This is a genomic window from Bacillus sp. JZ34, assembly GCF_053903205.1.
Map to the genome: position 1 here is coordinate 932336 of NZ_CP096403.1, position 26195 is coordinate 958530.

24 protein-coding genes are annotated in these 26195 nt (G+C 46.1%); 17 read left to right on the forward strand and 7 right to left on the reverse strand.

Annotated features, from left to right (window positions below; genetic code table 11):
• Positions 1-23 precede the first annotated feature (23 nt).
• The 3 genes from M1D90_RS04605 (at position 24) to M1D90_RS04615 (ending at position 1346) form a co-directional block, all read left to right on the forward strand.
• On the forward strand, positions 24-152 hold the full coding sequence (locus tag M1D90_RS04605) for a YuiA family protein (protein WP_033155022.1): 129 nt from the start codon (positions 24-26) through the stop codon (positions 150-152).
• Positions 153-226: 74 nt separating this feature from the next.
• The gene (locus M1D90_RS04610) at positions 227-547 is read left to right on the forward strand and encodes a YuiB family protein (RefSeq protein ID WP_025809770.1); all 321 of its coding nucleotides are present in this window, start codon (positions 227-229) and stop codon (positions 545-547) included.
• A 133-nt stretch (positions 548-680) separates the two neighbouring features.
• Entirely contained in the window at positions 681-1346 is a 666-nt protein-coding gene (locus M1D90_RS04615; protein ID WP_023856175.1) for a 3D domain-containing protein, read from the forward strand.
• Between the two features lie 43 nt (positions 1347-1389).
• On the opposite strand, the gene M1D90_RS04620 is transcribed toward M1D90_RS04615, so the two are convergent.
• A complete protein-coding gene (locus M1D90_RS04620; RefSeq protein WP_003184918.1) occupies positions 1390-1866 on the reverse strand; it encodes a divergent PAP2 family protein in 477 nt (158 codons plus the stop codon).
• A gap of 165 nt (positions 1867-2031) precedes the next feature.
• Here M1D90_RS04620 and M1D90_RS04625 point away from each other — a divergent pair, with 165 nt between their 5' ends.
• Both M1D90_RS04625 and M1D90_RS04630 read left to right on the forward strand, forming a co-directional pair.
• The gene (locus tag M1D90_RS04625; RefSeq protein WP_020452817.1) at positions 2032-3522 is read left to right on the forward strand and encodes a leucyl aminopeptidase; all 1491 of its coding nucleotides are present in this window, start codon (positions 2032-2034) and stop codon (positions 3520-3522) included.
• A gap of 152 nt (positions 3523-3674) precedes the next feature.
• On the forward strand, positions 3675-5003 hold the full coding sequence (locus M1D90_RS04630) for a Na+/H+ antiporter family protein (protein WP_456283169.1): 1329 nt from the start codon (positions 3675-3677) through the stop codon (positions 5001-5003).
• A gap of 78 nt (positions 5004-5081) precedes the next feature.
• On the opposite strand, the gene M1D90_RS04635 is transcribed toward M1D90_RS04630, so the two are convergent.
• Complete coding sequence (locus M1D90_RS04635) at positions 5082-5678, reverse strand: biotin transporter BioY (RefSeq protein ID WP_020452815.1); 597 nt, start codon at positions 5676-5678, stop codon at positions 5082-5084.
• 103 nt (positions 5679-5781) lie between these two features.
• Here M1D90_RS04635 and M1D90_RS04640 point away from each other — a divergent pair, with 103 nt between their 5' ends.
• Entirely contained in the window at positions 5782-6375 is a 594-nt protein-coding gene (locus M1D90_RS04640; RefSeq protein ID WP_025809765.1) for a sulfite oxidase-like oxidoreductase, read from the forward strand.
• Between the two features lie 15 nt (positions 6376-6390).
• Positions 6391-6633, forward strand: coding sequence for a hypothetical protein (locus tag M1D90_RS04645; RefSeq protein ID WP_025809763.1), 243 nt, complete (start codon positions 6391-6393; stop codon positions 6631-6633).
• A gap of 52 nt (positions 6634-6685) precedes the next feature.
• Here M1D90_RS04645 and ald read toward each other — a convergent pair whose 3' ends face one another.
• Together ald and M1D90_RS04655 are read right to left on the reverse strand one after the other, a co-directional pair.
• The gene (gene ald, locus M1D90_RS04650; RefSeq protein ID WP_025809761.1) at positions 6686-7825 is read right to left on the reverse strand and encodes an alanine dehydrogenase; all 1140 of its coding nucleotides are present in this window, start codon (positions 7823-7825) and stop codon (positions 6686-6688) included.
• 110 nt (positions 7826-7935) lie between these two features.
• Complete coding sequence (locus tag M1D90_RS04655) at positions 7936-9174, reverse strand: PucR family transcriptional regulator (protein WP_020452812.1); 1239 nt, start codon at positions 9172-9174, stop codon at positions 7936-7938.
• Positions 9175-9308: 134 nt separating this feature from the next.
• On the opposite strand from M1D90_RS04655, the gene M1D90_RS04660 reads away from it, so the two are divergent.
• From M1D90_RS04660 to M1D90_RS04705, 10 genes are all read left to right on the forward strand, one after another.
• Complete coding sequence (locus M1D90_RS04660) at positions 9309-10766, forward strand: alanine/glycine:cation symporter family protein (RefSeq protein WP_043054604.1); 1458 nt, start codon at positions 9309-9311, stop codon at positions 10764-10766.
• 333 nt (positions 10767-11099) lie between these two features.
• Complete coding sequence (locus M1D90_RS04665; protein ID WP_003184900.1) at positions 11100-11396, forward strand: WXG100 family type VII secretion target; 297 nt, start codon at positions 11100-11102, stop codon at positions 11394-11396.
• 80 nt (positions 11397-11476) lie between these two features.
• Positions 11477-11716: an EsaB/YukD family protein gene (locus tag M1D90_RS04670; protein WP_020452810.1), complete on the forward strand. Its 240-nt coding sequence runs from the start codon at positions 11477-11479 to the stop codon at positions 11714-11716.
• 14 nt (positions 11717-11730) lie between these two features.
• On the forward strand, positions 11731-13047 hold the full coding sequence (gene essB / locus M1D90_RS04675) for a type VII secretion protein EssB (protein WP_035337611.1): 1317 nt from the start codon (positions 11731-11733) through the stop codon (positions 13045-13047).
• A 36-nt stretch (positions 13048-13083) separates the two neighbouring features.
• Positions 13084-17568, forward strand: coding sequence for a type VII secretion protein EssC (gene essC / locus M1D90_RS04680; RefSeq protein WP_144498848.1), 4485 nt, complete (start codon positions 13084-13086; stop codon positions 17566-17568).
• On the forward strand, positions 17565-20603 hold the full coding sequence (gene esaA / locus M1D90_RS04685; protein WP_144498846.1) for a type VII secretion protein EsaA: 3039 nt from the start codon (positions 17565-17567) through the stop codon (positions 20601-20603). The genes essC and esaA overlap by 4 nt, the downstream gene beginning before the upstream one ends.
• Positions 20593-21081: a type VII secretion protein EssA gene (gene essA, locus M1D90_RS04690; RefSeq protein WP_025809752.1), complete on the forward strand. Its 489-nt coding sequence runs from the start codon at positions 20593-20595 to the stop codon at positions 21079-21081. Before esaA ends, essA begins: the two co-directional genes overlap by 11 nt.
• Before the next feature lie 12 nt (positions 21082-21093).
• Entirely contained in the window at positions 21094-21549 is a 456-nt protein-coding gene (locus M1D90_RS04695) for a hypothetical protein (protein WP_023856164.1), read from the forward strand.
• 20 nt (positions 21550-21569) lie between these two features.
• Positions 21570-22301: a (S)-benzoin forming benzil reductase gene (locus M1D90_RS04700; protein ID WP_020452804.1), complete on the forward strand. Its 732-nt coding sequence runs from the start codon at positions 21570-21572 to the stop codon at positions 22299-22301.
• Positions 22302-22458: 157 nt separating this feature from the next.
• Complete coding sequence (locus M1D90_RS04705; protein ID WP_020452803.1) at positions 22459-22989, forward strand: HD domain-containing protein; 531 nt, start codon at positions 22459-22461, stop codon at positions 22987-22989.
• Here M1D90_RS04705 and M1D90_RS04710 read toward each other — a convergent pair.
• The 3 genes from M1D90_RS04710 to M1D90_RS04720 all read right to left on the reverse strand — a co-directional run bounded on the left by M1D90_RS04710 (position 22986) and on the right by M1D90_RS04720 (position 26094).
• Complete coding sequence (locus M1D90_RS04710; RefSeq protein ID WP_205802153.1) at positions 22986-24449, reverse strand: esterase/lipase family protein; 1464 nt, start codon at positions 24447-24449, stop codon at positions 22986-22988. The two genes, M1D90_RS04705 and M1D90_RS04710, sit on opposite strands and share 4 nt — an antisense overlap.
• 145 nt (positions 24450-24594) lie before the next feature.
• Positions 24595-25491 (reverse strand): prolyl oligopeptidase family serine peptidase, encoded by an 897-nt coding sequence (locus tag M1D90_RS04715; RefSeq protein WP_456283170.1) that lies wholly within the window; start codon positions 25489-25491, stop codon positions 24595-24597.
• 168 nt (positions 25492-25659) lie between these two features.
• A complete protein-coding gene (locus tag M1D90_RS04720) occupies positions 25660-26094 on the reverse strand; it encodes an Rrf2 family transcriptional regulator (protein WP_020452800.1) in 435 nt (144 codons plus the stop codon).
• Positions 26095-26195: the final 101 nt, after the last annotated feature.

Below are 26195 nucleotides of genomic sequence, written 5' to 3' on the forward strand. Positions count from 1 at the left end.
ATTAAGAAAAAGGTGAGTATCTAATGAAGACGACATCAACCCATCGCCTTGAATCAACCTGTACATTTTGTTCGGGAAAAGGCTATTTTCAGCTTCTGCTCGGTGGTTCGGAAACGTGCAACAACTGCAAGGGAACGGGAAAAGACCGCTGATCGCCGCTTTCCAATGATTGACTCAAGTTCCTTCCCCAATGTACACTAAAAGAGGTGAATTGGGGGTGGAGGCTTTGATTAGTTTACCAGTTGTCATCATTTCAGTTGTCTTATTTTTCGTCCTGTTTTTCGGCATCGGTTTTCTGCTGAATATGCTGCTCAGGATGTCATGGATCATGGCTGTCATTTATCCAATTGTATGCCTTTTCATTGTGAATAAAGAAAAGCTGATTCGCTATGTAGAGGCGCCGGGAGAGGCATTTTCCGGCCTTTTTGACAGAGTGGCTTCATTGGGAGCTGCCGATATCATCATTTTAGCCAGCGGAATGGCCGGAGCCCTGTTGTCGGGTGTTACGATTAAAGCGTTGCGAAAAAGGGGATATCAAATGTTTTAAGCCTTCTTCTTCAAGGGAGAGGGTTTTTTGAATTTAATTTTTTCACTTTTCTTAAAATTTTTCCGCCATCTGAATATTTCTGTTTCCGCTTGGAAACAACTAGATGGTGAGAGGAGTGGAAGATTTGAGAAAAGTGATGACAATGTTCCGGCGTTTCTTGATGACAGTTTTGTTTGTCTTTGCTTTTATGACGACCTTCTTTGCCGTTTCAGGCGTGGAAGCACAGGACATATCCAGCTGGGCGAAAGAACGCGATTTGTCCTTGAAACAGCTGATGCTCACCTTTAAATCACTTCCGAAAGAAAAAGCGGAAAAAACGTCTCTGTCTGCCGCAGAACAAATTAAAAACAAACCGAAATCGCTTGAAGATGCCTTTGACTGGACCAAGTATCCGAAGCAAAAAGTCACCGCGACCGGATATACAGCAGGGGCGGAATCGACGGGAAAACAGCCTCATCATCCAGATTACGGGATTACATATTCGGGAGTCAAAGTTAAAAGAGATTTATATTCAACCGTTGCTGCCGACCCGTCGGTCTTTCCGATCGGCACGATATTGTTCATACCGGACTACGGCTATGGCGTTGTTGCGGACACCGGATCAGCCATCAAAGGGAACCGGCTTGATTTGTACTATGAGACGGTTGAAGATGTTTATAAAGAGTGGGGCAAAAAAACACTTGATGTGTATGTCATTAAAAAAGGAAACGGCACCATTACCGAAGAGGATCTCCTGAAACTGAATGAAAATAAATCGATGCAAGTATTCAGACAAAAATATAAAATGGCGAAAGAATAAGAAAAAACGTTTAAGACCTGTGCGTCTTAAACGTTTTTTTGCTCTACATCAATAAGTAATCGAGAAGCAGCGTCAGGGCAATGCCGGTCAAACCGCCGAAAAAAACTTCAATCGGCTGATGGCCGAGCAGTTCCTTCAGCTTCTTCTGTTTTTCTTCCTGATGGCTTTTAGGGAAATCTTTCGCTTCGTTGACAAAGCGGTTAAAATCGCGGACAAGCCGGTTGATCACTGTTGCTTGTTCTCCGGCATGTCTTCTCACTCCGGTTGCATCAAACATCGTAATAACGGCAAATATTGCGGAAACGGCGAACAAAGAAGAATCCATCCCGTGATCAAGAGCCACGCCGGTTGAAAGCGCCGTAACGGCTGCTGAGTGTGAGCTCGGCATTCCGCCAGTGCTTGTGACGAGCCGCCAATCCCATTTTTTCGAGACGACAAAGTAAATGGGCACCTTGATAAACTGAGCGAAAAAGATCGCGGCAAAGCTCGCCAGTAAAGGAAAGTTTGTGAGGATTTCCATTTTGCAGAACATCCTTTCTATAAAGAAAATAGAGATGAATTCAAAAAAGCACTCAGTTATTTGCTAAAATATATAATATGAAACCCCATCGGGAAAAAATGTTTTTCCTATTATAACATTGTTGTTTCAATTTTACTCACTTTGCTGATAAGGAGCTGTGAACGCATGTTTTATGCCTTTAAAGACTTCGAAAAAAAAGAAACGCTTTTAATCGGACTGTTTAAAAAAAGCCAGCTGTACGGGAAGGCGGAAGAAATCGACCGCCTTTTGGACGGCCAGCTTTCTCAGCTGCTGAAAGACGGGGATGTATCTTCCAAAAAAACGAAAGTGTCTAAAATATTTACCCCTTCCCTTCAGGGAGTCAAACGCATCTATATCGTCGGATTGGGCCGTGAAGCGGAATTTACCTTCGAGGATGCGAAACAGTGCTTTGCCGAAGCTGTTCAGCAGATTCACAAAGATCGAAAGCAGGAGTTAACCGTCATGCTCGACAGCTTCGTATCTGAAGAGGTACCAGCCGCTGACGCCGCGCATGCATTGGCTGAATCGTGCATGCTGTCATGCTATGAAGTGCAGGATTACAAGCACAGAGCAAATGTACCTGATCAATGCCTGCAAAGCGTCTATGTTTTGACAGACCATGACCTGAAGGAAATTCAGGCGAGTCTGCATGTCGGGCAGGTGTACGGAAATGCGACGAATTCGGCGAGAACCCTCGTGAACATGCCGGGGAACATGCTGACAGCGGCGGATCTCGCGTCATACGCCGCTGAATTGGCAGCAAAATACGAATTTGAATGTGAAATTCTCGAAAAGGCTGAAATGGAAGAGCTCGGGATGGGCGGTCTCCTCGCGGTCAACCAAGGATCAGAAGAGCCGCCGAAAATGATCGTCTTAAAATATCAGGGAAAGGAAGCATGGGATGATGTCATCGGTTTAGTCGGCAAAGGGATCACGTTTGATACCGGCGGCTATTCGATTAAGACGAAGAGCGGCATTGTCGGCATGAAGTCAGATATGGGCGGAGCCGCCAGCGTTTTGGGAGCGATGGAAGCGATCGGTGAATTAAGGCCGGAACAAAACGTGCTTGCCGTGATCCCATCGACTGATAACATGATTTCGGGAAGCGCAATGAAGCCGGACGATGTTATCGTTTCCTTGAGCGGCAAGACGATTGAGATCTTGAATACGGACGCCGAAGGAAGGCTGGCGCTCGCTGACGGACTGACATATGCAAAGCACCACGGAGCCTCCGTGTTGATCGATGTCGCGACACTGACCGGAGGTGTCGTCGTAGCTCTGGGAACGGAAACGACAGGCGCGATGACAAATCATGATCCGCTTTATCAGCAGGTGAGACAGGCGGCTGAAGAAGCGGGAGAAGCGATTTGGCAGCTTCCGATTACAGAAAAAGACAAAAAAAGAGTAAAAAACAGCCAAATGGCCGACCTTAACAATTCACCGGGCAGGGAAGGCCATGCGATTATGGCCGGAACGTTCCTCGGTGAATTCGCCGAGCGGACGCCATGGGTTCACCTTGACATCGCCGGAACGGCAACGACATCTCAAAGTTCATGCTTTGGACCGAAAGGCGGAACGGGCGTGATGGTAAGGACGCTTGTCACGTTTGTCGAGCGGTTTTCGGATCAATTGTAGGTTTTTATCCCCTTTGACAGAAGGGGATTTTTTTTATGAAAAATACAGAAGAGCCTCATTGACGCATTCATAAAACATGTGGTAATATACGTTCATTACTTTAATTATCTACTACATTAGCAAACTAAAGCGTTTGTTCGGAGGTTTCAAATATGAATGCAGTTGTGATTGCTGTTATTGTCATGCTTATATTAAGCCTGCTGCGAGTCAATGTTGTTCTTGCCTTGATTGTGGGCGCTCTTGCAGGAGGTCTGACGGGCGGTCTCGGTCTCGGCCAGACGGTCAGCGTATTCACGGAAGGACTCGGCGGGAACGCAACCGTCGCTGTCAGCTACGCGCTCCTCGGCGCATTTGCGGTCGCTTTGACGAAAACGGGTCTTCCGGATGCCATGGTTGAAGCTGCTGTCAAGCTGATCGGCAAAGAAGGCGATACAAGGCGCAAAACCCTTTCAAAAGCGCTGATCGTCTTCGTGATTTTAATCATTTCTTGTATGTCTCAAAATATCGTTCCGGTTCATATCGCATTTATCCCTGTTTTAATACCGCCGTTATTGAAAATTTTGAATGAGCTGCAAGTGGACCGCCGCCTGATTGCGTGTGCGATGACATTCGGATTGACAGCTCCGTATGTTTTGCTTCCCGTCGGCTTCGGTCAGATTTTCCAGGGGATTTTGAAAGACAATATGAAAGATGCCGGCCTTTCGGTCACATTGGCTGATATTCCGATCGCCATGATCATCCCGATCGCCGGGATGATTGCCGGTTTGGCTGCTGCTGCTTTTGTATACCGCAAACCGCGCACGTACAAAATGAAGGAAATCGCCGGTCAAAAATCGGCGGCTTATACGAAAAAAAGCCTTTCGATTGCCGCTTTGGCCATCGCTGTATCACTAAGCGTACAGCTTTATTTGTCTCAAAGTTTAGACGTCGACGGAATGATCTTCGGCGCGCTCAGCGGTTTGGCGGTCTTGTTTTTAAGCGGAGCGATGAAGCGCGGCGAAGCGGACGAATTGATCACAAACGGCATGAACATGATGGCGTTTATCGGATTTGTGATGCTGGCCGCCGCCGGTTTTGCCAATGTGCTTGAGAAAACGGGCGATGTCAAAGCTCTTGTTGAAGCGTCAACAGGTTTCATCAGCAATAATCAAGTGATCGGCGCATTGCTGATGCTGATTGTCGGTTTATTGATCACAATGGGGATTGGTTCATCATTTGCGACGATTCCGATTATCGCAACGATATTTGTGCCGCTTTGCATGCAGCTTGGCTTCAGTCCGATGGCGACCATCGCCATTATCGGGACGGCGGCGGCTCTCGGGGACGCCGGTTCACCTGCGAGCGACAGCACGCTTGGCCCGACATCAGGCTTAAATGCAGACGGACAGCACCACCACATTTGGGATACTTGTGTTCCGACATTCATCTTTTATAATATTCCGCTGATTTTGTTTGGCTGGATCGCGGCGATTGTTCTTTAAAAAAATTCCCCTCACTTTGAGGGGAATTTTTTTCTATGTTTGTTAAAATAAAAAGAGAACCGCACCGCCTGCTCTTAATTAATAGGTCGGGTTTCTTCTGAAGCCTGCGCCTTTTTGAACCGCCCGGAAAACCTTTGAGGCGAGCGCGGCGAGCAGAACGGAGAATGCCAAGTCTTTCACGAAGAACCAGGTCATCATCTTCCAAACGGCTGAATAAGACAACGGTGTATTGAGCCAAGTTGAAAACGCGAGATACGTATAATTGACGCCAATCAGATAAATGATTAGTGTACCGATCAATGAAGCTGTGAAAAAGTGGCCTGTTCTCGGTTCTGATACTTTGTCCGTGATCCAGCCCGCGGCATATGCGGCAGGAATGTAGGATAGAATAAATCCGGCGCTTCCTTTGAAAAGAACGGAAATACCGCCTGAAAAAGAAGCGAATACAGGAGCGCCTACAAAGCCGACTAACGCATAAACGATCATGGACAGCGCACCTAATTTGCGGCCGAGCAGAAGCCCGGCAAGCAGACAGAAGAAAGGCTGCATCGTAAGCGGAATACCGCCGATTTGCAGAAACGGGGCAAACGAAGTGATATTAGCGCCGATCCCCATGAGGGCGGCAAACATTCCGACAAGCGCCATATCAGCGGCGCGAAGTTTCTTTTTATTCATGATCTTTGTTCCTCCTCAGTGATTCAACACAACCTTATCGTAAGAGATCGTAAAATAGTTTGTCAACCACTTTTTAAACAAAGTTAACAAAGGGGGTTCTTTCGTGTTTTTTGGAAAAACAAAACCGCACAAGTCCGACAGGGTCCCTCCAAACCAAAATGTCACGACATCTTTTCCTGTTCTTCATGCAGGCGATGTTCCGGAATACAAAGACCTCTCAAAATGGAATTTGCAAGTCTACGGACTTGTCGAACAGCCGCTCCTGCTGTCTTTGAATGATCTGCATGACATGCCGCAGAGCGAAGTGTCCAATGATATTCATTGTGTAACAGGCTGGTCCAGGCTCGATAATGTCTGGGAAGGGATCAAAACAAAGGAGATCGCTGAAAGAGTAAAGCCGCTTCCCGAAGCCAAATTTGTCATCTTGCATGCAGAGGAAGGCTGGACGACGAATGTTCCGCTCGAAGACTTCTTAAAGAATTCGTCTCTTTTGGCTCATTCCCACAACGGCGCCCCGCTCACACCGGAGCACGGTTTTCCGCTCAGAGCGGTCATGCCGCATCTGTATTTTTGGAAAAGCGCCAAATGGCTGAGGGGCATTCAGTTTACAAAGGTAAACCATCCGGGCTTTTGGGAGAAAAACGGGTACCATATGAGGGGAAATCCTTGGAAAGAAGAAAGGTACAGCTTTGATTAACGGGGGGAGGATGAAATGTTTTTCGTACAGCTGCTCATATTTTGCATGCTGACCGTATGTTTTTGGCTTTTGATCGCATCATTCAAGAAAAAGGCTTTTGCTGTTTTATTAGCGCTGACAGCTGCGGTGGTTTTGCCGCTGTTTGCCGCAGCCGGCGATGCCTCAGACAGGACGCTGTGGAGAATCGTTCTGTTTGCGGCGATCCCTGTTTCTGTGATTACCGCAAAATTGATTCAGGATCGGCGGAAAACGGAATAAAAGAAAAAGACAGAGTCTCGGAGCTGTTTCCCGAGGCTCTGTCTTTTTGATGCTATGCACCGGCGGTTGACGACGAATTTTCGATCGCAAGCTCTGCCGGAACGTAATCATAGTTTAAGTCTCTGGCTACGGCTTCATAAGTGATATGGCCGTTTGCTGTGTTTACACCGGCTTTTAGCGCACGGTTTTCAAGTATCGCTTTTTCCGCGCCCTTATTTGCGATTTCAAGCGCGTACGGAACCGTTACATTCGTCAGTGCGACTGTGGATGTCCGCGGAACGGCCCCGGGCATGTTGGCAACGGCGTAATGGACGATTCCGTGTTTGACATAGGTCGGATTGTCGTGGGTTGTGATGTGATCCACCGTCTCGACGATGCCGCCTTGATCGATTGCGACGTCAACGATCACCGAGCCCGGTTTCATCTGTTTGACCATCTCTTCCGTCACCAAAGTCGGCGCTTTGGCACCCGGGATCAGCACCGCGCAGATGAGGAGATCGGCTTCAGCGACGGCATCAGCGATGTTGACCGGATTGGACATCAAAGTTTTGATTTGGTTGCCGAATTGATCATCAAGCTGGCGCAGACGTTCCGCGCTTAAATCGATCATCGTCACGTCGGCTCCCAGACCCGCCGCGATTTTTGCCGCATTTGTGCCGACAACGCCTCCGCCGATGATCGTCACTTTCCCGCGCGCGACTCCTGGTACCCCGGCCAATAGTATGCCTTTTCCGCCTTTCGGCTTTTCAAGGAACTGGGCGCCGATTTGAGCGGCCATCCGCCCGGCTACCTCTGACATCGGCGTCAGTAAAGGAAGGGAGCGGCCGTCGCTGACCGTTTCATAGGCAATGGCTGTCACGCCTTTTTGCTTTAATGCTTCAGCCAGGGAAGGCTCTGCGGCCAGATGCAGATAAGTGAACAAGATAAGCCCTTCTCTAAAATACGGATATTCTTCAGGAAGCGGCTCTTTGACTTTCATCACCATATCAGCTGCTTCCCAGACGGCTTTCGCCTGTTCTGAGATCTCCGCTCCCACTGAGACGTAATCTTCATTTTCAAACCCGCTTCCAGCCCCCGCGTCTTTTTCGATGATGACGCGGTGTCCTGCCGCGATCAGTTGAGAAGCTGCACCGGGAGTCAAGGCAACACGGTTTTCATTGTTTTTGATTTCTTTCGGTACGCCGATAATCATCCCATCATTCCTCCTTTTTCTGTAAAAATGCTGTTGTTTTAGTTTATACTGACTTTTTAGAATTTTCTTTGTTTGGATCGAAAAATAAAAAAACATGCATTTGTGGAATTTCACAAATGCATGTTGCGAAGCTTGATTTCCAGATAAATCGTAAATTTTTCATTGATGTTTTTTAAATCGATTTCGGCGATTTTACTGATGCGCTTCAGCCTGTAGTTCAGCGTGTTGACGTGAATGTTCAGCTTTTTGGCGGCGGTGTTGACGTTGCTGTCGCATTCGATAAACTGCTCAAGCGTCTCGACAAGATTGGAGTGGTGCTCCTTGTCATATGCTTCAAGCTGCATTAAAGAATAGTTTGGATAGCTTGCGTGTTTTCGTTTTTCGCTGAGCACGTCGAGATACTGATAGATGCCGAGTTCTGAAAAGCTGACGAGCTGCCTTGTTTCTTCGGGAAAACGCTCCTTGACCTTCAGCGCCGAGAGCGCTTCCTGATAAGACTGGTGTACAAGGGTGATCAAGCTGTACATTCCGCCGATCGCAATCGTGCAGTTGTTCAGTTTATAGCGCTCTTCAAGCTGCTTTTGTATATTCGCGGCAAATTGCTTTAAATCATTGAACGGCTGTCCCTTTTGCCCCGTTTTTGGCGAAGCGAGGACAATCAGCTCATTATAATCGATTGTAGCCAGAAGAATTTGCACCTGCTGCGTCGTCTCCAGCAAGTAGTGGAGCTGTTTTTCGGTTTTTTCTTCGATTTCGTCTTTCAGCCGGATGATGATGACCGAGTAAGTTGAAGGTACCCCGATACCAAGCTGATGAAAGCCGTCGGAGATCTCCTGATCTTCCGAAATATGCCCGGTTAAGAGCTTCCAGAAAAATTCCTGGCTGCGCTGTTCATTTTTTCTTTTTCGGACTTGATAAGGCAGCAGCTTGTTTTTGACGGAATCCGCAGCCAGCTTCAAAAGATGAAGCTCGTCTTCCGACAGCGTTTTTTGGCTTTCCAGCGCCCAGATAAAACCGATAACCTCGCTGTTTTTCCAGATTGATATCGCCACGCGGCTCGACAAGCCGACTTCATCGATTTGCTCAACCCTGATCGGTTCGTCGGTTTTCATCAAGGCGGGAATCGTTCCATCTTTCCAAAGCTTGTTGATGACCTTTTCCGGCACGCGTCTTCCGATGATCGTTGACGTTCTCGCCGGGTCCGTGTAGTCGCTGTGGGTGCTGTAAGCAAGGAGACGGTGGTTGATGTCTTCTATTGTAATCGGACAGTCCAGCACCTCGCTGATGTGATCTGCCACATCTTCTAAACGGTCATATTGATATTTAAAAGGATTGTTTCGATTGTTCATAAAAAAACCCCTACTTTTATGTTTGCATGAAAAAATTTTGACATATACCCATCTTACTTTTATTATGAATATAGTTGTTTGTTAAAATCAACAAAAAAGTCGCTGACGATTTATTATTTTTCATAAACGTAGCGATGTATTACACCAAATTTAATTATTCTGAAATAAGAGGAGTAGGAACATTGGCGATTCTAGAGAAAATCAACGGCTTTTTATGGGGAGTCCCGGGCATCATTCTGCTTGTGGGAACCGGTTTATTTTTGACGTTCATCCTGCGGGGGCTTCAATTTAAAAGATTGATATATGCATTCAAACTTGCATTCGGGAAAGAGAAAGAATCAGCCGGAGCAGACGGTGATGTCAGCAATTTCAAGGCGCTGATGACGACGCTTGCCGGAACGATCGGAAACGGGAATATTGCCGGTGTAGCCACGGCGATTACGGTTGGAGGTCCGGGGGCTTTGTTTTGGATGTGGCTCGTCGGTCTTTTAGGGATGGCTACGAAATACAGCGAAGCATTGCTCGCCACGAAATACCGCGTCAAAAATGAGCGGGGCGAATATTCGGGCGGACCGATGTACTATGTCGAAAAAGGGCTCGGGAAGAAGTGGAAGCCGCTTGCCGTTTTATTTGCATTGTCAGGTGTGCTTGCCTCTTTTGGAATCGGGGATTCCGTCCAGTCCAACACGATTTCGGAAGTCGTCACACACAGCTTCGGAATTCCAGGCTGGATCATCGGTCTTGTGCTCGCGATATTGACAGCCGCGATCATCTTCGGCGGTTTTCAGCGTGTCAGCACGGTGGCGAGCATTTTCGTGCCGGTCATGGCGATTCTTTATATCGGCGGCTCACTGATCATTATTTTCCTTCATTATGATCAAATCATTCCGGCGTTCCAGCTGATTTTTTATCACGCCTTCAATCCGGTGTCAGCCGCTGGGGGCTTTACAGGTGTAGTCGTGTCTGAGGCGATCAGAAACGGCATGTCGAAAGGAATCTTTTCAAATGAAGCGGGTCTTGGTACCGCTGCTTTGATCGCAGGAAACGCGAAATCCGATCACCCCGTCAAGGCTGCATTGGTTGCGATGACGGGAACATTCATCGTCACATTGATCGTATGTACAATGACCGGGCTCGTCCTCATTATTACGGGATTTTGGGATCCTTCAGGCGGTCTGCTTTCTGGTGTTGCCCACGATACATCGCTTGACGCCGGCGCGCTGACAAACGCCGCGTTTGCTTCTTCGCTCGGAGCCGCGGGTAAATACATTGTGACGTTTTCAGTTATTTTCTTCGGCTATTCAACCATTGTCGGTTGGTATGTATATGGAGAAAAATGTCTGGAATATTTAGTTGGTTTAAAATGGGTGCCGGTTTACCGTGTCGTTTATGTCATCGCTGCATATTACGGTGCAGTCGCAAGCCTCAATACTGTATGGGCTTTTGCCGACATGGCGAACGCATTAATGATGATCCCGAACTTAATCGCCCTTGTGCTCTTATGGAAAGTCATTCGGGCGGAAACTGACGATTTCTTTTTGCACCATTATAATAAGGAAAAACAAAAATCAGCCGGCTTGAAAGCGGGCTGATCGAGACAAGCCTGCCTCTCTTAGAGGCGGGCTTTTTTTGCGCTTATGCAATCCTTCCTTTATCCTATGGAAACGGTTCAGACTCAAGTGGGTAAACAGAACCATGCCATTTGATTCAAATGTTACGAGAGAAGAAAATTGAGATAATTTTACTAGATTTCTATAATTTTTGCTGGGTGGAAATAGAGGAATGATAAACCTTTAGACTCATTTTGTAAAATAACAACAGATTTGTTTGACTGTGCCTCAATCTTGTTTTTATAATAAAAGCGTTCAAAAAAATAAGTTATTTAGCCCATATCTAGGGCGAATAGCGCAGGAGGTATAAGGAATATGTCAGGAATCATTCGTGTTACGCCGGCTGAATTGCGGCAAATGGCTGACAGATATCAAAAAGAAAGCGGAGATGTGACTGAACAGGTCAATCAGCGCCTTGATCAAATGATCAACCAGCTTCAAGATATGTGGGAAGGTGAATCAAGCCGTGCGTTCTCAGAGCAATATCAAGAGCTAAGACCTTCTTTTATTAAAATGGCTGAACTTCTAAGCGACGTTTCTAAACAACTTCATCAGACTGCTAACACTCTTGAAAGCACTGACCAAGACATCGCTAGCCAAATCCGCGGCTAATTTACAGATTAGAAGAATGAGAGAAGCGCCTAATTCAAAAGAAGATGACGGCGCTTTTTCTATTGAGAGGTGATGAACTGGTGTATGTTGACATTACCATCGATTTAAAACATTACGACGGCAGCGCCTTTGACCTCAGACTGTCAGATTACCATTCTGTTAAAAAGGTAATCGACATCGCGTGGCAAGCCAAAAGCATACCGGTACCTCCCCGGGAAGGCTACTGGGTAAGGGTGACAAATAAAGATGCCGTTTTTTCAGGCGAATATACATTATCGCAATGCGGAATTACGACAGGTGACCGCCTGGAAATTTTATGAAAGGATCTGGGTGAATGGCAGAGAAAAAGAAAACGTATCTCGAAGACCAATTAGAGGCCGTCATGACGAAAGAAGACGGTTCATATATCTTTCGTTTTCAAAGAGAAAAGATCAATCTTGTGAACGGCTTGGAAGCAAACGTCATCAAAGAAGTCGATCCTTCCTTTAATAAAGAAACCGTCATGACCGATGATGAAGTCCAAATTTTGATTCAGCCTCCTTCCGAATATAAAGAATTTCGTTATATAAAAGGAAAAAATAAAAAAAGCAAATGGCTTTTTGCGTACCAGCTCGTGAAAGCCGTCGAAGAACATTCAATTAAAAGGCTGCACCTGATCGCTGCGCCTGAAAACATTGTTTTTGACAAAGGATTAACACCTAAATTTTTACATTATGGAGTGAAAGAAAGCATTCCGCCATATGAAGACGACGAAGAAAGACTTTTCAATGAAGTGAAAGCCGCTGCTGCGCTTGCTGTCGACGGGCAGTTTACTTTTGAAGAGTATTTAAAATACAGCGAAACCATCAAGTTTTCAGATCAGGTAAAAGACATCATCACAAGCGGGACGTACGGCGATTTGAAAGCCGTCATTCAAAAGAGGATCGATGAACTGGATGCCGAAGAAAAAACGCTTGTCCATCTTCCGAAGAAGAAATGGAAGATTCAAAGGTACATAGGGTTAGGACTTATTTTATGCTTAATACCGGCTGTTTTATTTTCCTTCTACTCATTATTCTTTGCACAACCGAAACAGCAGGCGTTTATCGAAAGCAACCGCTACTTCTTAAATAAACAGTACAGCAAAGTCATCAGTACGCTTGATAAATATGATGCCGGCGAGATGCCTGATTCTGTTCAATATCAGCTGGCTTATTCGTATATCATCGTTGACAATGTACTGAAGGAAGCGGATTTACAGGAAGATGCTATGAAGAGCCTGACGCTTCAAGTCGATCCGAATAACTTCCTTTATTGGATTCAGATCGGACGCGGCGCCAATAAAGAAGCGCTTGAGACGGCCCGTAAGCTGGAAAACAATGCACAGATTATGTTGGCACTTATGAAATATACAGATGACATTAAAGCTGATGATAAATTGTCCAGTGATGAGAGGCAGAAACAGCTGGAACCGCTCGAAAAAGAACTTGAAGAATTGAAGCGGACAGCAGATGAACAGAAAGCTAAAACTGATGAAAACCAGCAGGCAAACACCGAGCAAAGCCAGGCGGACGTAGAAGCCGCAAAGGCTGAAAAGGAGAAAGCCGAGCAAGAGCAGGCGAAAAAAGAAAATAAAGAAAAGGAAGACAAAAAGAAAAAAGATGATAAATAAAAGCGAAAACACCTGTTGTTGGCAGGAGGCGGGGAAATGAGTCTGTTATGGATTTTTTATCATAAAAACTATCAAAAAATAAAACTGGATGATCAGAACAGCCGCACGCTCACCATCGGGCCGGATTTGAAACATTCTGTCACGATCAAGCATTTTTCGTTTGAAAAAGGCCCGGTGGTACTGGAAAAGCAGAAGGACTCAGACGCTTTCAACGTGCAGCTGGGAGGGGAGACTGTTTCTTCTTTAAAGCTTGGCGGAAAGGCGTCCGTCCAAAGCGGCGCTGAACAGCTGACACTTTTTTTAGCCGAAGAATCCGACAGCGTTCCCGCCTACTATTTAGGAGAGAGACAGGAAGTCGTCATTTCTTCCCTTGATCAAGAAGCGGATGTTTATTTCAATGAAACGGATTCATTCTTTGGAGAAAAAGGTACATTCTCCTTCATCCGCCTCGACGGGCGATGGAATGTCCTGCCGAATGGCGCCAAAATTTATTTGAACGGAGAAGAAGTGTCCGCTTCGGTCTCCGTGCAAAATGGAGACGAAATCGCATTTGGACTGAATATTCTTCGCATCATTGAAGATGACCTCTTGGAAATCGAGGGGTTCGGGCAATATGATACGTCTTTGGAGAACATTCTCAAGCCGAGCTCGGAGACAAAAAATAAATATCCGCAATACCGCAGGCCGCCGAGAATGATTTACGATCTGCCGGATGAAAAGATATCCTTCAGCTTCCCGGCACAGGAAAGCGACGGAGACAACAGAGGCTTATGGCTGATGATTCTGCCTCCGATCGTCATGTTGCTCGTCATGGGGATCGTGGCGCTCATTCAGCCGCGGGGAATTTTTATCATCGTCTCCCTTGCGATGTTTATGATGACGCTGATTACGTCAACCGTGCAGTACTTCCGCGACAAAAATCAGCGTAAAAAAAGAGAAGAAAAAAGAGAGCGGGTCTACACCCTTTACCTTGAAAACAAAAAGAAAGAGCTGCACGAACTTGCAGAAAGGCAAAAGTTCGTCCTTGATTTCCATTTTCCTACATTCGAGAGAATGAAATATTTAACAAAGGAGATCAGCGGACGGATTTGGGAAAAATCGATTGAAAGCGCCGATTTTCTGCAAATCCGCCTTGGAACGGGAAATGTTGCATCTTCATACCAAATCAATTTGAACGGCGGAGATTTGGCCAATCGCGATACAGACCATCTCCTTGAACAAACGCAAAAAATGGAAGAGGTCTACAGAGAACTGAAAAATGCACCGATCACCGTGAATCTTGCTGAAGGCCCGATGGGCGTCGTCGGAAAATTGTCCGTCGTCAAAAATGAAATTCATCAGCTTGTCGGCCAGCTCGCATTTTTCCACAGCTATCATGATTTGCGCTTTGTCTTTATTTTTGACGAAGCCGAGTATCAAGAATGGGAATGGATGAAGTGGCTTCCGCATTTTCAGATGCCTCATATTTATGCGAAAGGGTTTATTTACAACGAACAGACAAGAGATCAGCTCCTTTCAAGCATATATGAAATTTTGAGAGAACGGGATTTAGATGAAAACAAAAAGAAAACTTTGTATAAGCCGCACTTTGTGTTTATCATCACAAATCAGCAGCTCATCGCGGAACACGTCATTTTAGAATATTTGGAAGGCAAGCAGAAAAACCTCGGAGTGTCGACAATCGTGGCGGCAGAGACGAAAGAAAGCCTGTCCGAAAACATTCATACTCTTGTTCGTTATATTACTGAACAGGAAGGCGACATTTTGATCAAGCAAAAGAAAGCCGTCCAGATCCCGTTTCAGCTGGATCACCACAACAGAGAAGACAACGAACTGTTTTCCCGGACGCTGAGAACGCTTGACCACCAGACGGGCATGACGAATTCGATTCCTGATACCGTATCGTTTCTCGAACTGTTCCAAGTGAAGGAAGTCGATGACATCGGTATTGGCCAAAAATGGTTGACAAGCGAATCGGCCAAATCTTTGGCCGTACCGATCGGCTATAAAGGAAAAGACGATATTGTTCATTTAAATCTTCACGAAAAAGCCCACGGCCCCCACGGGCTGCTTGCCGGAACGACCGGTTCGGGTAAAAGTGAATTTTTGCAGACTTATATTTTGTCTTTGGCCGTTCACTTCCACCCGCATGAAGTCGCATTTTTGTTAATCGACTACAAAGGGGGCGGAATGGCGCAGCCGTTCCGGAACATCCCGCATTTGCTCGGAACGATTACTAACATTGAAGGCAGCAAGAACTTCAGCAACCGGGCGCTGGCGTCCATTAAGAGTGAGCTGAAGAAAAGGCAGCGGCTCTTTGATCAGTATAAAGTCAACCATATCAATGACTATACAAAGCTTTACAAACAGAAAAAAGCGAAAACGGCGATGCCGCACCTTTTCTTAATTTCAGACGAATTTGCCGAGCTGAAAAGCGAAGAACCGGAATTTATCCGCGAGCTTGTCAGCGCGGCAAGGATCGGCCGAAGTCTCGGGGTGCACTTAATCTTGGCGACGCAAAAACCGGGCGGCATCATCGACGACCAGATTTGGAGCAACTCCAGATTCAAGGTTGCCTTGAAGGTTCAGGATGCGAATGACAGTAAAGAAATCCTTAAAAACGGAGATGCGGCTACCATCACGGTAACGGGCCGCGGTTATTTGCAAGTCGGCAACAATGAGGTGTATGAACTGTTCCAGTCTGCATGGAGCGGCGCCCCTTACATGGAGGACGGCTACGGCACAGAGGATGAAGTGGCGATCGTCACAGACACCGGTTTAATTCCTTTGTCAGACGTTGATGCCGATCATACTGCGAAAAAAGAGGCCGTGACGGAAATTTCTGCAGTCGTCGAACAAATTGAACGGATTCAAGAGGAAATGGGAATCGAGAAGCTTCCGAGCCCTTGGTTGCCGCCGCTTGAAGAGCGCATACCTAAAACGCGCTACCCGTCTGAGGAAGCGGATGCCTTTAACTTTGCTTATATCGATGAACCTGAAAAGCAAAGCCAGGAGCCGATCAGCTATCGCATGATGGATGACGGCAATATCGGCATCGTCGGATCGTCAGGCTACGGAAAATCCCTGACCGCTACGACGTTCATGATGAGCTTTGCCGAACAATATACACCGGAAGAATTGCATTACTACATTTTCGACTTTGGCAACGGAACGCTGCTTCCGCTTGCAAGGCTTCCGCATACCGCGGATTATTTCTTGATGGACCAAACGAGAAAAATCGAGAAATTCATGATCCGGATCAAGGCGGAAATCGAGCACCGGAAAAATCTTTTCCGCGCAAAAGAAATCAGCCATATCAAGATGTACAATGCGCTGAATGAGGAAAAGCTGCCGTTTATTTTCATAACGGTCGACAACTTTGACATCATTAAAGACGAAATGCATGAACTTGAAAGCGAATTTATCCAGTTTTCACGCGACGGCCAGTCGCTTGGAATTTATTTAATCCTGACCGCGACAAGGGTCAATGCGATCAGACAGTCGCTCTTGAACAACCTGAAAACGAGGGTTGTCCACTACCTGATGGATCAGTCTGAAGCATATTCGATCATCGGAAGGCCGGAATTCAGCCTTGAACCGATCCCTGGACGCGTCATTATCAATAAAGAAAACCAATACTTCGCACAAATGTTTATGCCTGTGGAAGCGGACAATGATATCGAGCTGTTTGAACGGATCAAATCCGACATTCAGGCGATCGCAGAACGGTCGGAAGGCATGAGAAAGCCGGCGCCTGTGCCGATGCTGCCGCTGGAGCTTTCCGTTACGCAGTTTGTGAGAGATTATCCGCTTCAGCCTGAAAGAGGCCTTATTCCAATGGGACTCGATGAAGAATCTGTCGAACCGGTATACTTTAACCTTGAGAAAAATAAGCACTGCCTCATCATGGGTCAGACGCAGCGCGGAAAAACAAACGTCATCAAGATCATGCTCGAGCACCTGCTTGACCATGACACGAAAAAAATTGCCGTGTTTGATTCGATAGACAGAGGGCTTTCTCAATATGCGACAGAGGATCAAATCAGCTATCTTGAAACAAAAGACGACATTATGCTCTGGCTGGCTGAGACGGAAGAAATTTGCCGGACAAGAGAAGCGATGTATTTGGAAGCCGTTAAACAAGGCGAAATCGCCAACCTTGATTTTTCACCGATGGTCTTTATCGTCGACGGACTTTCACGGTTCCAGCAGACGATCGACGCATCTATTCAGGATAAAATGGCGATGTTTATGAAGTCATACGCCCATTTAGGCTTCCACTTTATACCTGCCGGAAATCACAGCGAGTTCACAAAAGGCTATGATTCGCTGACAAGCGAAGTCAAGCAGGTCAGACACGCCATGCTATTGATGAAAAAATCCGAGCAGAATTTGATTCAGCTCCCATATGAACGCCAGGAGCCGGAAATTCTCCCGGGCTTTGGCTATATCGTTGAAAACGGCAAAGAGAGGAAAATTCAAATTCCTTTATGTGCCGTAGAAAGGAAGAAAACGAAATGACGGAACAACAAAAAAGCACGCTGAAAATTATCAGCGCCTTCGTCACGATCATCTTGCTGCCCGTCTTGTTCTTTCATTTCATCGGTGAGAACCCGACGAAAAAGGTATCGAACGCGACAAGGGAAATCGCTGTCGTCAATGAAGATACCGGCATTTTGAAAGATGACGGAACCGTTGATGAAGATGCGCTGCTGGGGAACGAAATCTCGGCTTCCCTGGTTGACCGTCCGGACTATAAATGGACGGTCGTCAACCGGAGCGCAGCAGAAAGCGGACTTTCGGAGAAGCAATACGATGCGATTGTCTACATTCCGTCGGACTTTTCGCAAAACATTTTAAGCTACAACCATGAGCGTCCACAAAAAGCGGAGCTGGAATTTAAAATTCAGGACCAGCTTGACGCCGTCAACAAGGAAAAAGTCCAGCGCGAACTTCAAGACGCGCAAAAAACGGTGAGCAAAAAAATGTCTTCCCTGTATTGGCGCTTTGTCAAACAGGGAGTCAAAAAGGTCAGAAAAGAGTTTGACAGCATCGTAAACAAAGAATCAGAGTTCCAAAACGCGATGTACAATTTTTACAAGCCGAGCTCCAACAATTTAGCGGGCGAAGTAGAAAGACAAAAAGAGATGATCGACAGGCTAAAAGAATCGATCAATGAAACAGAAGGCACATCAAAAGAGCGCAACGCAGGCGTAGAAGAATCCAAAAAACAATTGGACAGCTTCGTCGACAACGTCAATCAGTACAAACAATATCAAGAAAAGCAGTCGGAACTGCTTCAAGCTGCACAAGCGGACAGTGAAAAGCAAATTCAAGACGGCCTTACGGTGATTAAGGAAAAGCAGTCCAGCGCAACGAGCCGTTTCAATGAACAAATGAGCGGCATGGCCGCTTCATTCAACGGTTTGCAAAATCAATTCAGCCTGACTGCGAACTCTTTTCAAAACCTGCAAACGACGCGTGAAAATCAGGTGCCGTTACAAATGAGCGGAATTGACAGGATTCAGAATGAGTTGATCGATGATTATCAGGCCCAAACGAGAAGCTATAATCTGAGCGTGCTTCAACCTAAATTAATAGAGAGGCGCTCAGTGTTAACCGTTCCACAGGAAGATCCAGGCACCACAAATCCTGGTGATGATCAAGATAACGATGATGAAGATCAAAATGACGACGAAGAACAGCCGAAAGATTTAAAAATCGATCTTCAAGAACAGCAAGATGAATTGAAGAACATTGCGGCTGATCTTAAAGAATTATCGGACGGGCTAAAGGATTCCTCAGGGAATGATGGCGGCAATTCAGGAGATCAAGAACCATCTGCCGGAGAGCCGAATCAGGGTCAAGAACCTTCTCCTGAAACCGGGGAAAACGGTCAGCAGGACGGTTCAACTTCTGCAGATGATGCAGGCGATAAGGGAACAGGCGAAGACGGCCAAACGGAGAACCCGGGAGACGAGCCTGAAGACGAAATTACCAAGTTAAAAGCACAGCTCAATGAAGCCGCCGCTAGAATTGAAAAGGTGGAAACAGATCTTCGCGAAAAACAGGAAACGCATAATGAAGAGTTGAAAAAACAGCTAGAAAAATTTGATGATAAAGTCGCTGAATTAACGAATACGATTAAAGACTTAAATCAAAATGTCGAAAAGCTGAACGGGCGAATTACAAAGCTTGAAGAGAGCCAGAATGAAGACTTTAAGACGATTTACAGTCAAATCGAAACACTTGAAAACGAAATATTAAGCTACCCGATGGGTACTGAGAGAAAAGAAGCATTAAAAGAGGCTTTTGCTTCTAAAATCAATACAAGAGATGTCCGCGACCTTCTCAGATATCATAATACGTTGTCTGTATATAGAACAACGCTATACGGATCAGTAGATTATTCAATTAAGAGCAATGTTATCTCCGCGAAAAAAGACAGCGTGGATACCGTCCTTAAAATCGGTGAAACCGAAGCGGAAAAATGGAGCAATTTAAAAAATAATATGCTGTCTACAAATGAAGACATTGAAAATTACACAACAGACATGACCGATTTCGTCAAAAGCTACGGCGATTTCATTAGTGAGAAGCAGACTGACGTGCTGAATGAACTCAGCACGATTTCAGAACGAGCAAATGCCGTATCTGAACAGCTGCGCAATCCGGAAGGCGCCGGAACAACGGTCATGCAGGGAGACGCGACAGATGGAACGATGGTCATCAGCATGCAGGATACGCTCGGAAATGACATTTTGCAGCTGTCTAACATGCTCGGTTCCTTGTCGGAAACGCAATCAGGCGTCATCGAGTACACGGGCAATATTCAGGAAAGTGTGAACGATGTTCAGAAAAAAGCGGATACCCTGAATTCAAATTGGGGCCAAAATGTCGCGACGACAAAGCTGATCCGCGGAGACGTGTACGGCATTCTCGGCAATGCGTTCGGAGGAAACGACGGATATGTATACGATCATCTGGCAAGTCCGGTGAAAATCAGCGGGGATGTTCCAGAGTCGAAAGCGCAAAACGTACCGCCGGTCGTCATTCTCGTGATTGTGATGCTTTCCAGCTTGCTGATCGGATATTTCAGCCACCATTATCAAAATGCTCCGCTCTTAGTCAGAGGCGCGCTGTTTGGCATTTTGAATATTATTGTCGGACTGATGATCAGTCTGTTCGGTTTGAACATTTACTCACTCGCAGACGATCAGGCTGTCATGTGGTCGGTCTTTACGATCTTGCTGCTGGTCGCAAGTTCAGCCATCATCCGGACGGCGTTTATGCTGGGATCGATCGCAGGCGGAATCGCAACAGCCGCTATGGTGCTGTTCTATGTAGCGCCGCTGCTTGACTTGGCGATGCCGAACTTCAGCTTTAACAATCCGGTATCAACCGTATATATGTCGATTCAGTACGGAACTGGAAGCCAGTTTGCACTCGGAATCGGAGCATTAATTTTAATCACGATCATCGCGATTGCTGTTCCTTTTATTATCGATTTTGCAAAATCAAGAACAGAAGAAAGCGAGACTGACCATGATGCTTAATGCGAAATGGGGAAAGAAGGGGATCATGGCAGTCATGCTCTCCTTCTTTCTTTTCACTCCGTTCGTGAAGGCGGAGGAAACCGATAAAGTCGATGTAAAGCCAAACGAGTATGAAAAGCAGGATATTAAAATCGAGACGGACTATCTTCAGGAAGAAGAGACGGAATACAAGGAAGAAATATCAATTCCAGAAGAACTGAAGGAATTCTCATTTACAGATTCGAAAAAAGAAGATGCCATCGAAAAGCTGAAAAGCCTGTCCGGAAGCTTCACGAATGAAAGCAATTCCGTGGCGTCAAAGCTGAAGCAGCTTGACCTGTCATTCTCGGCAAACCCGTCCTTATCGGGACGGGAAGATGACGCTGCGGAAAGTCGGCAATCCATCTTCCTGCCCATCTTATACGGTCTGCTGATCCTCTTATGCATCGCAGGTCTGTTCTTTTTGATTCCGAAAGTCAGCGGGCAGCAGAAAAAATAGGAGCGCTCAACAATGAAAAATCCGAGGTTCTATAAGGTGCTATCTGCATGGTTAGCTTTTGCATTGGCGTCGATTTGGTTATTAATGCTTGTGGCAGTACATGGGCTGCTCATATTAGAATCCATTTTCTATTACATTGTGGTCATCTGCACATTAGGCATCATTTTACTGATATACCCATCGATGAGGGAGGGACACGATCAGGCAATGGCGGACTTTGTCCACTACGGTTATGGCTTGCTAGGCTCGGGTGTGGCACTCGCCATCATGATCTTTGCTTTGATTCGCATTTTAAAAGGGAAATGCGGTTCATGGACGCAAGGTCTGCTTGTTTTTGGAGCAGCTCTCCAGCTGATTGTGTTCGAATGGTTCAGTTTACTGACGGCGGTTTTTTACGTGCTCGCCGCGTTTCTTCCGGAACAGAAAACCGCTGCACTTGAGAAGCAGGCTGATGAATCAGTACAATAATGGATAAGGAGGGACGCCGTATGCATTTATCCATTGTTACCGGAGCGTCAAAAGGGCTTGGCGCCGCGATTGCCGAAGGGCTTTTGCAAAAAGGCCATATTGTTCACGCTGTCTCAAGGACCAAGTCTGAAGTCAGTCATGAGAGGCTGATCCGGCATGAGGCTGATCTGACACAGCTCGTCGAAACAGAAAAGTGGTTTCGGCAATTGACAGAATCTGTCCAAGCCCGCGATTTTACTTCGATCACCTTGATCAACAATGCGGGTATGGTGACGCCGATCAAGCGCGCCGGTGAAGCTGAACTGGAAGAGCTGAGGCTGCATTATGACTTGAATTTGTTAGCTCCGGTGATTCTCAGCCAGCTGTTTACCAAATGGCTCAAGCCATACAAAGGTAAAAAATCGATTGTCAATATATCATCAGGTGCGGCCAAAAACCCTTATAAAGGATGGAGCGCCTACTGCAGTTCAAAAGCGGGGCTCGATATGTTCACGAAAACATTCGGCTTTGAACAGGAAGATCAATCTGATCCGGTGAAAATGATTTCTTTCTCACCGGGGATCATGGATACCGGCATGCAAGAGGTAATACGTTCATCATCGAAAAAAGACTTTCATGAAATTGAACGATTCAAAACCTATCAAACAGAAGGAAAGCTGAGAAGCACGCCTTACGTCGCCGGCGTTCTGCTCGATCTGCTTGAGACCGACTTTGAAAACGGCAGAGTGTATGACATTAAAGAGTTTTTGTGAAAAATAAAAAAACAAGCACATCAAATCGATTGTGCTTGTTTTTATTTTATTATGGCGCAGGCTCATATAGCGGAATTTTAAATATGATGTGTCAGATCAATTGAGATTTACATGAAAATATGTTAGGATTCTAAAAATATATAAAGGAGGGGTTTACATGAGAAACGTAACATTAGTGGATGTATTCACCCATCCAATCGCACAAAAATATTTAACACGCTCCGGTGTAGCTCATGCCGTAGCCTGCGCTTACCACGCATACCGCCTGGCGGTGCGAGCGGGAGTAGACCCTGATATCGCGACAAAAGCGGCTTTGCTGCACGATATCGGTCATTATGAATGGTATACCGACGGGGAATGGGATTATGAAAAATACAAGCAAAACGACATTCACGCGATAAAGGGTGCCGAGCGCGCTCACAAGCTGCTGATCCGCCTCGGCGAAGATCGGAAAGCGGCAAAAGAGATTGCTTTGGCGATTTTGCTTCATACGGATTCCTATTTGCCAGAAGGGGACCTCGATAAAAACAAGCTGCAGGAAATCGTCAAAAAAGCGGATGAGCTGGATGAAGAGCCGGGCGGAAACCACCATTACCGCAAAATTGATCATAAGCTGGCGCTTGAAAAGATCAGAAAACTTGACCGCATGGTCGATGAATCTTTATCTCCCATGAAAAGAACGGTTTAATCGGACAAAGGGCTGTTTTCAAACTTCTCCCCTTTGTCATTTACATAAATAGAGCGGATGATCGTCCTGTTAAACGGCGAGTTGTCTGCCGTTTTTCCTGAAAGGTCGATCGTCACCGAATACAAGCCCGCTTTTTTGAATGACAGGCTGTTTTGCAGCGCATTGATGGAAGCTGGTTTCAGCGACTTTTTCTCGGCCTGTTTTCCGTTTTTATAGCGGATAGAACGAACGGACGCCTTAACATTCGCAAGATTTGCCGATTCTCTGGTGACTGCGTTTTTAATTTGCTGGTTCAGAGGAGAATCGAACGTCACAATGAACAAAAACGCCTCTTTTTGTTTGACAGATGATGCGATCTTCCATGTACCTGCTGCCGGATTTTTAATGGCAGCGGAATGGACGAATCCCCCTTCAAAAACATCCACCGTCTTTGCTATTGAAAAATCTTTGAGCGGCTTGCCGTGCGGATCTGTCAATTTGATATTTCCCGAGGAATGATTGCTCAGCCAGTGAACGGTTATTTCCTTGACGCCTTTTTCAACGGCGAATTCCTCTTCTCTCAATCCATGATTTTCCCCTCCTCTGATGAAAGGGTACGATAGGTTTTCCTTGATGGCCGCTGTTTCATTTGCATATGCCTGAACCGTCAATAAAGGCATAAATACAGGAAATGTGAGGTTTCCTTTAATAATCGAGAAGTGATCCCACTTCCCTGTATTCAGGTTTGTGGCGTAAGGGAGTCTCGCATTTTTTTCGGTGACGGCTCCGTCATTTTCGCCAAACATGTTTAAATAGACGCCTCCAAAAAATAAAACGCTGCCGAACCCGCCGATTTTATTGCCTGCCAAGGTGAAATATTTGGTTTTCGATCGATTGGGATGATTGTCGGTCTGATCGCGGAACGATTTCATAAACCCTGTTTGGAGAGAGTAAACGGCGTCATTTTTCTGGCCTAAAATATCGGCGAGCCATCCTGCCCAGCTGCTGTAGGCAAGGTCTGCCAGCTGCGAACCGTGATGGGGGGTTCCGAGCGTAATCAAGCGCTCGACATAATGGTATGCGTTGTGATGAATCAGCGCCGACTGACTGTCAATTCCGCCTTTGCTGTAGGAAACGAGAATGACCTTGCGGCCGAAATGCTGGTAGATTTCGCGCAGTTTCGCGGCCAGCATCGCTCCGTTATCCTGCATGTCTTTATCGGGGTGGAGATCGATAAAAGCCGCATCATATCCGTTTTTCCACGCCTGCTCCGCCATGTCATTTTCGTCAAACCAAGCGCTTGAAGAGCCGTTTAATCCATGGACAAATACAATCGGCGGTTTTGCGGGATCAGGATGTTCAACAGGGTCTCCCGCGAACCAGTGGCCCGGATCGCCGCCCCCTCCTTTAAATCCTCCCGCTTTCGATACATGCGGATACACGAGCAGCAAAACAAGCATGAGCAGTACCAGTTTTTTCATCGTTGTTCACCTCATGGTTTTGTTGTAAGCGTTTTCATCTTATTTTCTGAAGGTGAACTTTATACCGATATACTGAAAAAAATTTAGAAAATATTCATAAAAGATAGGAATATACACTGAAAGGCCGGATATCCGGCCTCAATGTTCATGCTTTTCCATGTTTTAAATGTTTGCGGAAGAACGATTTGACGATGTCAAGGGTATGAACCTGGGTAAAACCGTTATGTCCGGCCCCGTTTATTTTATACATAAGGGCTTCATGGCCTTCTTTTATTAAGGCTTCAAACAATTGGACGCTTTGTTCATAAGGGACGACATCGTCCTGATCCCCGTGCATGATCAGAATGGGGGGCGCGTCCCTGTGAACATAGCTTATCGGACTCGCTTGTTTCGCCTGTTCTCTGTTTTCTTGAACAGGTCCGCCGATCAGCTTGGATTCCGGTGAATTGGGTGAATCATGGTCGAAGATGGACGGATACTTGCTCATGGACAGAAGATCAACCGGGCCGAACCAGTCCGCAACCGCATCGACTTTGCTCGATACATGACGGTGTTCGTCCTGGCCTTCTAATTCTTCAATTCCTTCGGTCAATCCAAGCAAAAGAGCCAAATGGCCGCCTGAAGAATCCCCCCAGACTCCCACTCTATCAGGATCGATGTTATAGCGGTCGGCATTTGCTTTTAAAAAGCGGACAGCTGTTTTCACATCATGAAGCTGAGCCGGAAACACCGCCTCTCCGCTGCCTCTGTATTGAACGCTTGCCACGACATAGCCTTGCTCGACAAATGGAACCAGCTGGGGGATAAAGGCGGATGTATCCTGTTTTGTCCACCCCCATCCGCACCCTTGCAGATAAATAATCAGCGGGTATGTTTCTTGATTGCCTTCCCGGTTAAATAACGCATCCATTGGATTGCGGCGCACCAGCAAATGTAATGTCAAAGAAGTGTCTTTCACTTTTGTGTACTCAATATTCGGTATGAGCTGAATGTAAGAGTTGGTGTTTTGCTCCCAGTTGATTTCTTTTATATGATTCGTCATGTTAAGTCCTCCCTTAATGTGTTGGAAATCCGAATTCGCCTGTGTTGATCACATGGTACCCACCTCCTTTTATTCCGTTGTAACGAACAATATTACAACGAGGCAAAAAATTAATGCCAGACTCTCGTTGTAAGTGCGTTTATTACAACGAGTCGAAAAAAATATGCCTCATTGAGAAGCATTCTTTTTTTGGATAATCAGATCAGTCAATTCTTTTATAGAAATTTCTTTGAGTATAGTCTCCATGGCTGTTTGTGCTTTTAATAAAATAAGCTCAAGAACCTGGTGGATATTCGCGCCAACCCAGCAATCAGGATTGGGATTTTCGTGAGTGTGAAACAGTTCGCCTTCACCGACAACTTCGACGGCTTTATAGACATCATACAAAGAAATGGCGCCGGCATCCCGTAATAAGTGCGCGCCGCCTGTGCCGCGCTTTACTTCAATCAAGCCCGCTTTTTTCAGCAATCTGCTGATTTGGCGGATGATGACTGGATTGGTATTGACGCTGTCTGCGATTTGTTCTGATGTCAAATGGTCGCTTCGGACTTGCATCAAGGATAACATATGTACGGCTATCGTAAATCTGCTGCTGATCTTCATCAAATCACCCTTCCGTTGTAATTATTGTATTTACAACGGATGAAGCTGTCAATCTTTTTTGCTCAAAAAGGTGTTGAAATGAAACCCTGTCAAAGCTTTTT

Bases quoted from the DNA above. Each gene is read 5' to 3' on its own strand.
- ald (WP_025809761.1), bottom strand. From the start codon at position 7,825: ATGATTATCGGCGTACCGAAAGAAATCAAAAACAATGAAAACCGTGTT.
- M1D90_RS04635 (WP_020452815.1), bottom strand. From the start codon at position 5,678: ATGAATAAAAAGAAACTTCGCGCCGCTGATATGGCGCTTGTCGGAATG.
- M1D90_RS04665 (WP_003184900.1), top strand. From the start codon at position 11,100: ATGTCAGGAATCATTCGTGTTACGCCGGCTGAATTGCGGCAAATGGCT.
- M1D90_RS04645 (WP_025809763.1), top strand. From the start codon at position 6,391: ATGTTTTTCGTACAGCTGCTCATATTTTGCATGCTGACCGTATGTTTT.
- M1D90_RS04705 (WP_020452803.1), top strand. From the start codon at position 22,459: ATGAGAAACGTAACATTAGTGGATGTATTCACCCATCCAATCGCACAA.
- M1D90_RS04605 (WP_033155022.1), top strand. From the start codon at position 24: ATGAAGACGACATCAACCCATCGCCTTGAATCAACCTGTACATTTTGT.
- essA (WP_025809752.1), top strand. From the start codon at position 20,593: ATGATGCTTAATGCGAAATGGGGAAAGAAGGGGATCATGGCAGTCATG.
- esaA (WP_144498846.1), top strand. From the start codon at position 17,565: ATGACGGAACAACAAAAAAGCACGCTGAAAATTATCAGCGCCTTCGTC.
- M1D90_RS04660 (WP_043054604.1), top strand. From the start codon at position 9,309: ATGTATTACACCAAATTTAATTATTCTGAAATAAGAGGAGTAGGAACA.
- M1D90_RS04630 (WP_456283169.1), top strand. From the start codon at position 3,675: ATGAATGCAGTTGTGATTGCTGTTATTGTCATGCTTATATTAAGCCTG.
- essC (WP_144498848.1), top strand. From the start codon at position 13,084: ATGAGTCTGTTATGGATTTTTTATCATAAAAACTATCAAAAAATAAAA.
- M1D90_RS04720 (WP_020452800.1), bottom strand. From the start codon at position 26,094: ATGAAGATCAGCAGCAGATTTACGATAGCCGTACATATGTTATCCTTG.
- M1D90_RS04700 (WP_020452804.1), top strand. From the start codon at position 21,570: ATGCATTTATCCATTGTTACCGGAGCGTCAAAAGGGCTTGGCGCCGCG.
- M1D90_RS04710 (WP_205802153.1), bottom strand. From the start codon at position 24,449: ATGAAAAAACTGGTACTGCTCATGCTTGTTTTGCTGCTCGTGTATCCG.
- M1D90_RS04715 (WP_456283170.1), bottom strand. From the start codon at position 25,491: ATGACGAATCATATAAAAGAAATCAACTGGGAGCAAAACACCAACTCT.
- M1D90_RS04655 (WP_020452812.1), bottom strand. From the start codon at position 9,174: ATGAACAATCGAAACAATCCTTTTAAATATCAATATGACCGTTTAGAA.
- M1D90_RS04695 (WP_023856164.1), top strand. From the start codon at position 21,094: ATGAAAAATCCGAGGTTCTATAAGGTGCTATCTGCATGGTTAGCTTTT.
- M1D90_RS04625 (WP_020452817.1), top strand. From the start codon at position 2,032: ATGTTTTATGCCTTTAAAGACTTCGAAAAAAAAGAAACGCTTTTAATC.
- essB (WP_035337611.1), top strand. From the start codon at position 11,731: ATGGCAGAGAAAAAGAAAACGTATCTCGAAGACCAATTAGAGGCCGTC.
- M1D90_RS04620 (WP_003184918.1), bottom strand. From the start codon at position 1,866: ATGGAAATCCTCACAAACTTTCCTTTACTGGCGAGCTTTGCCGCGATC.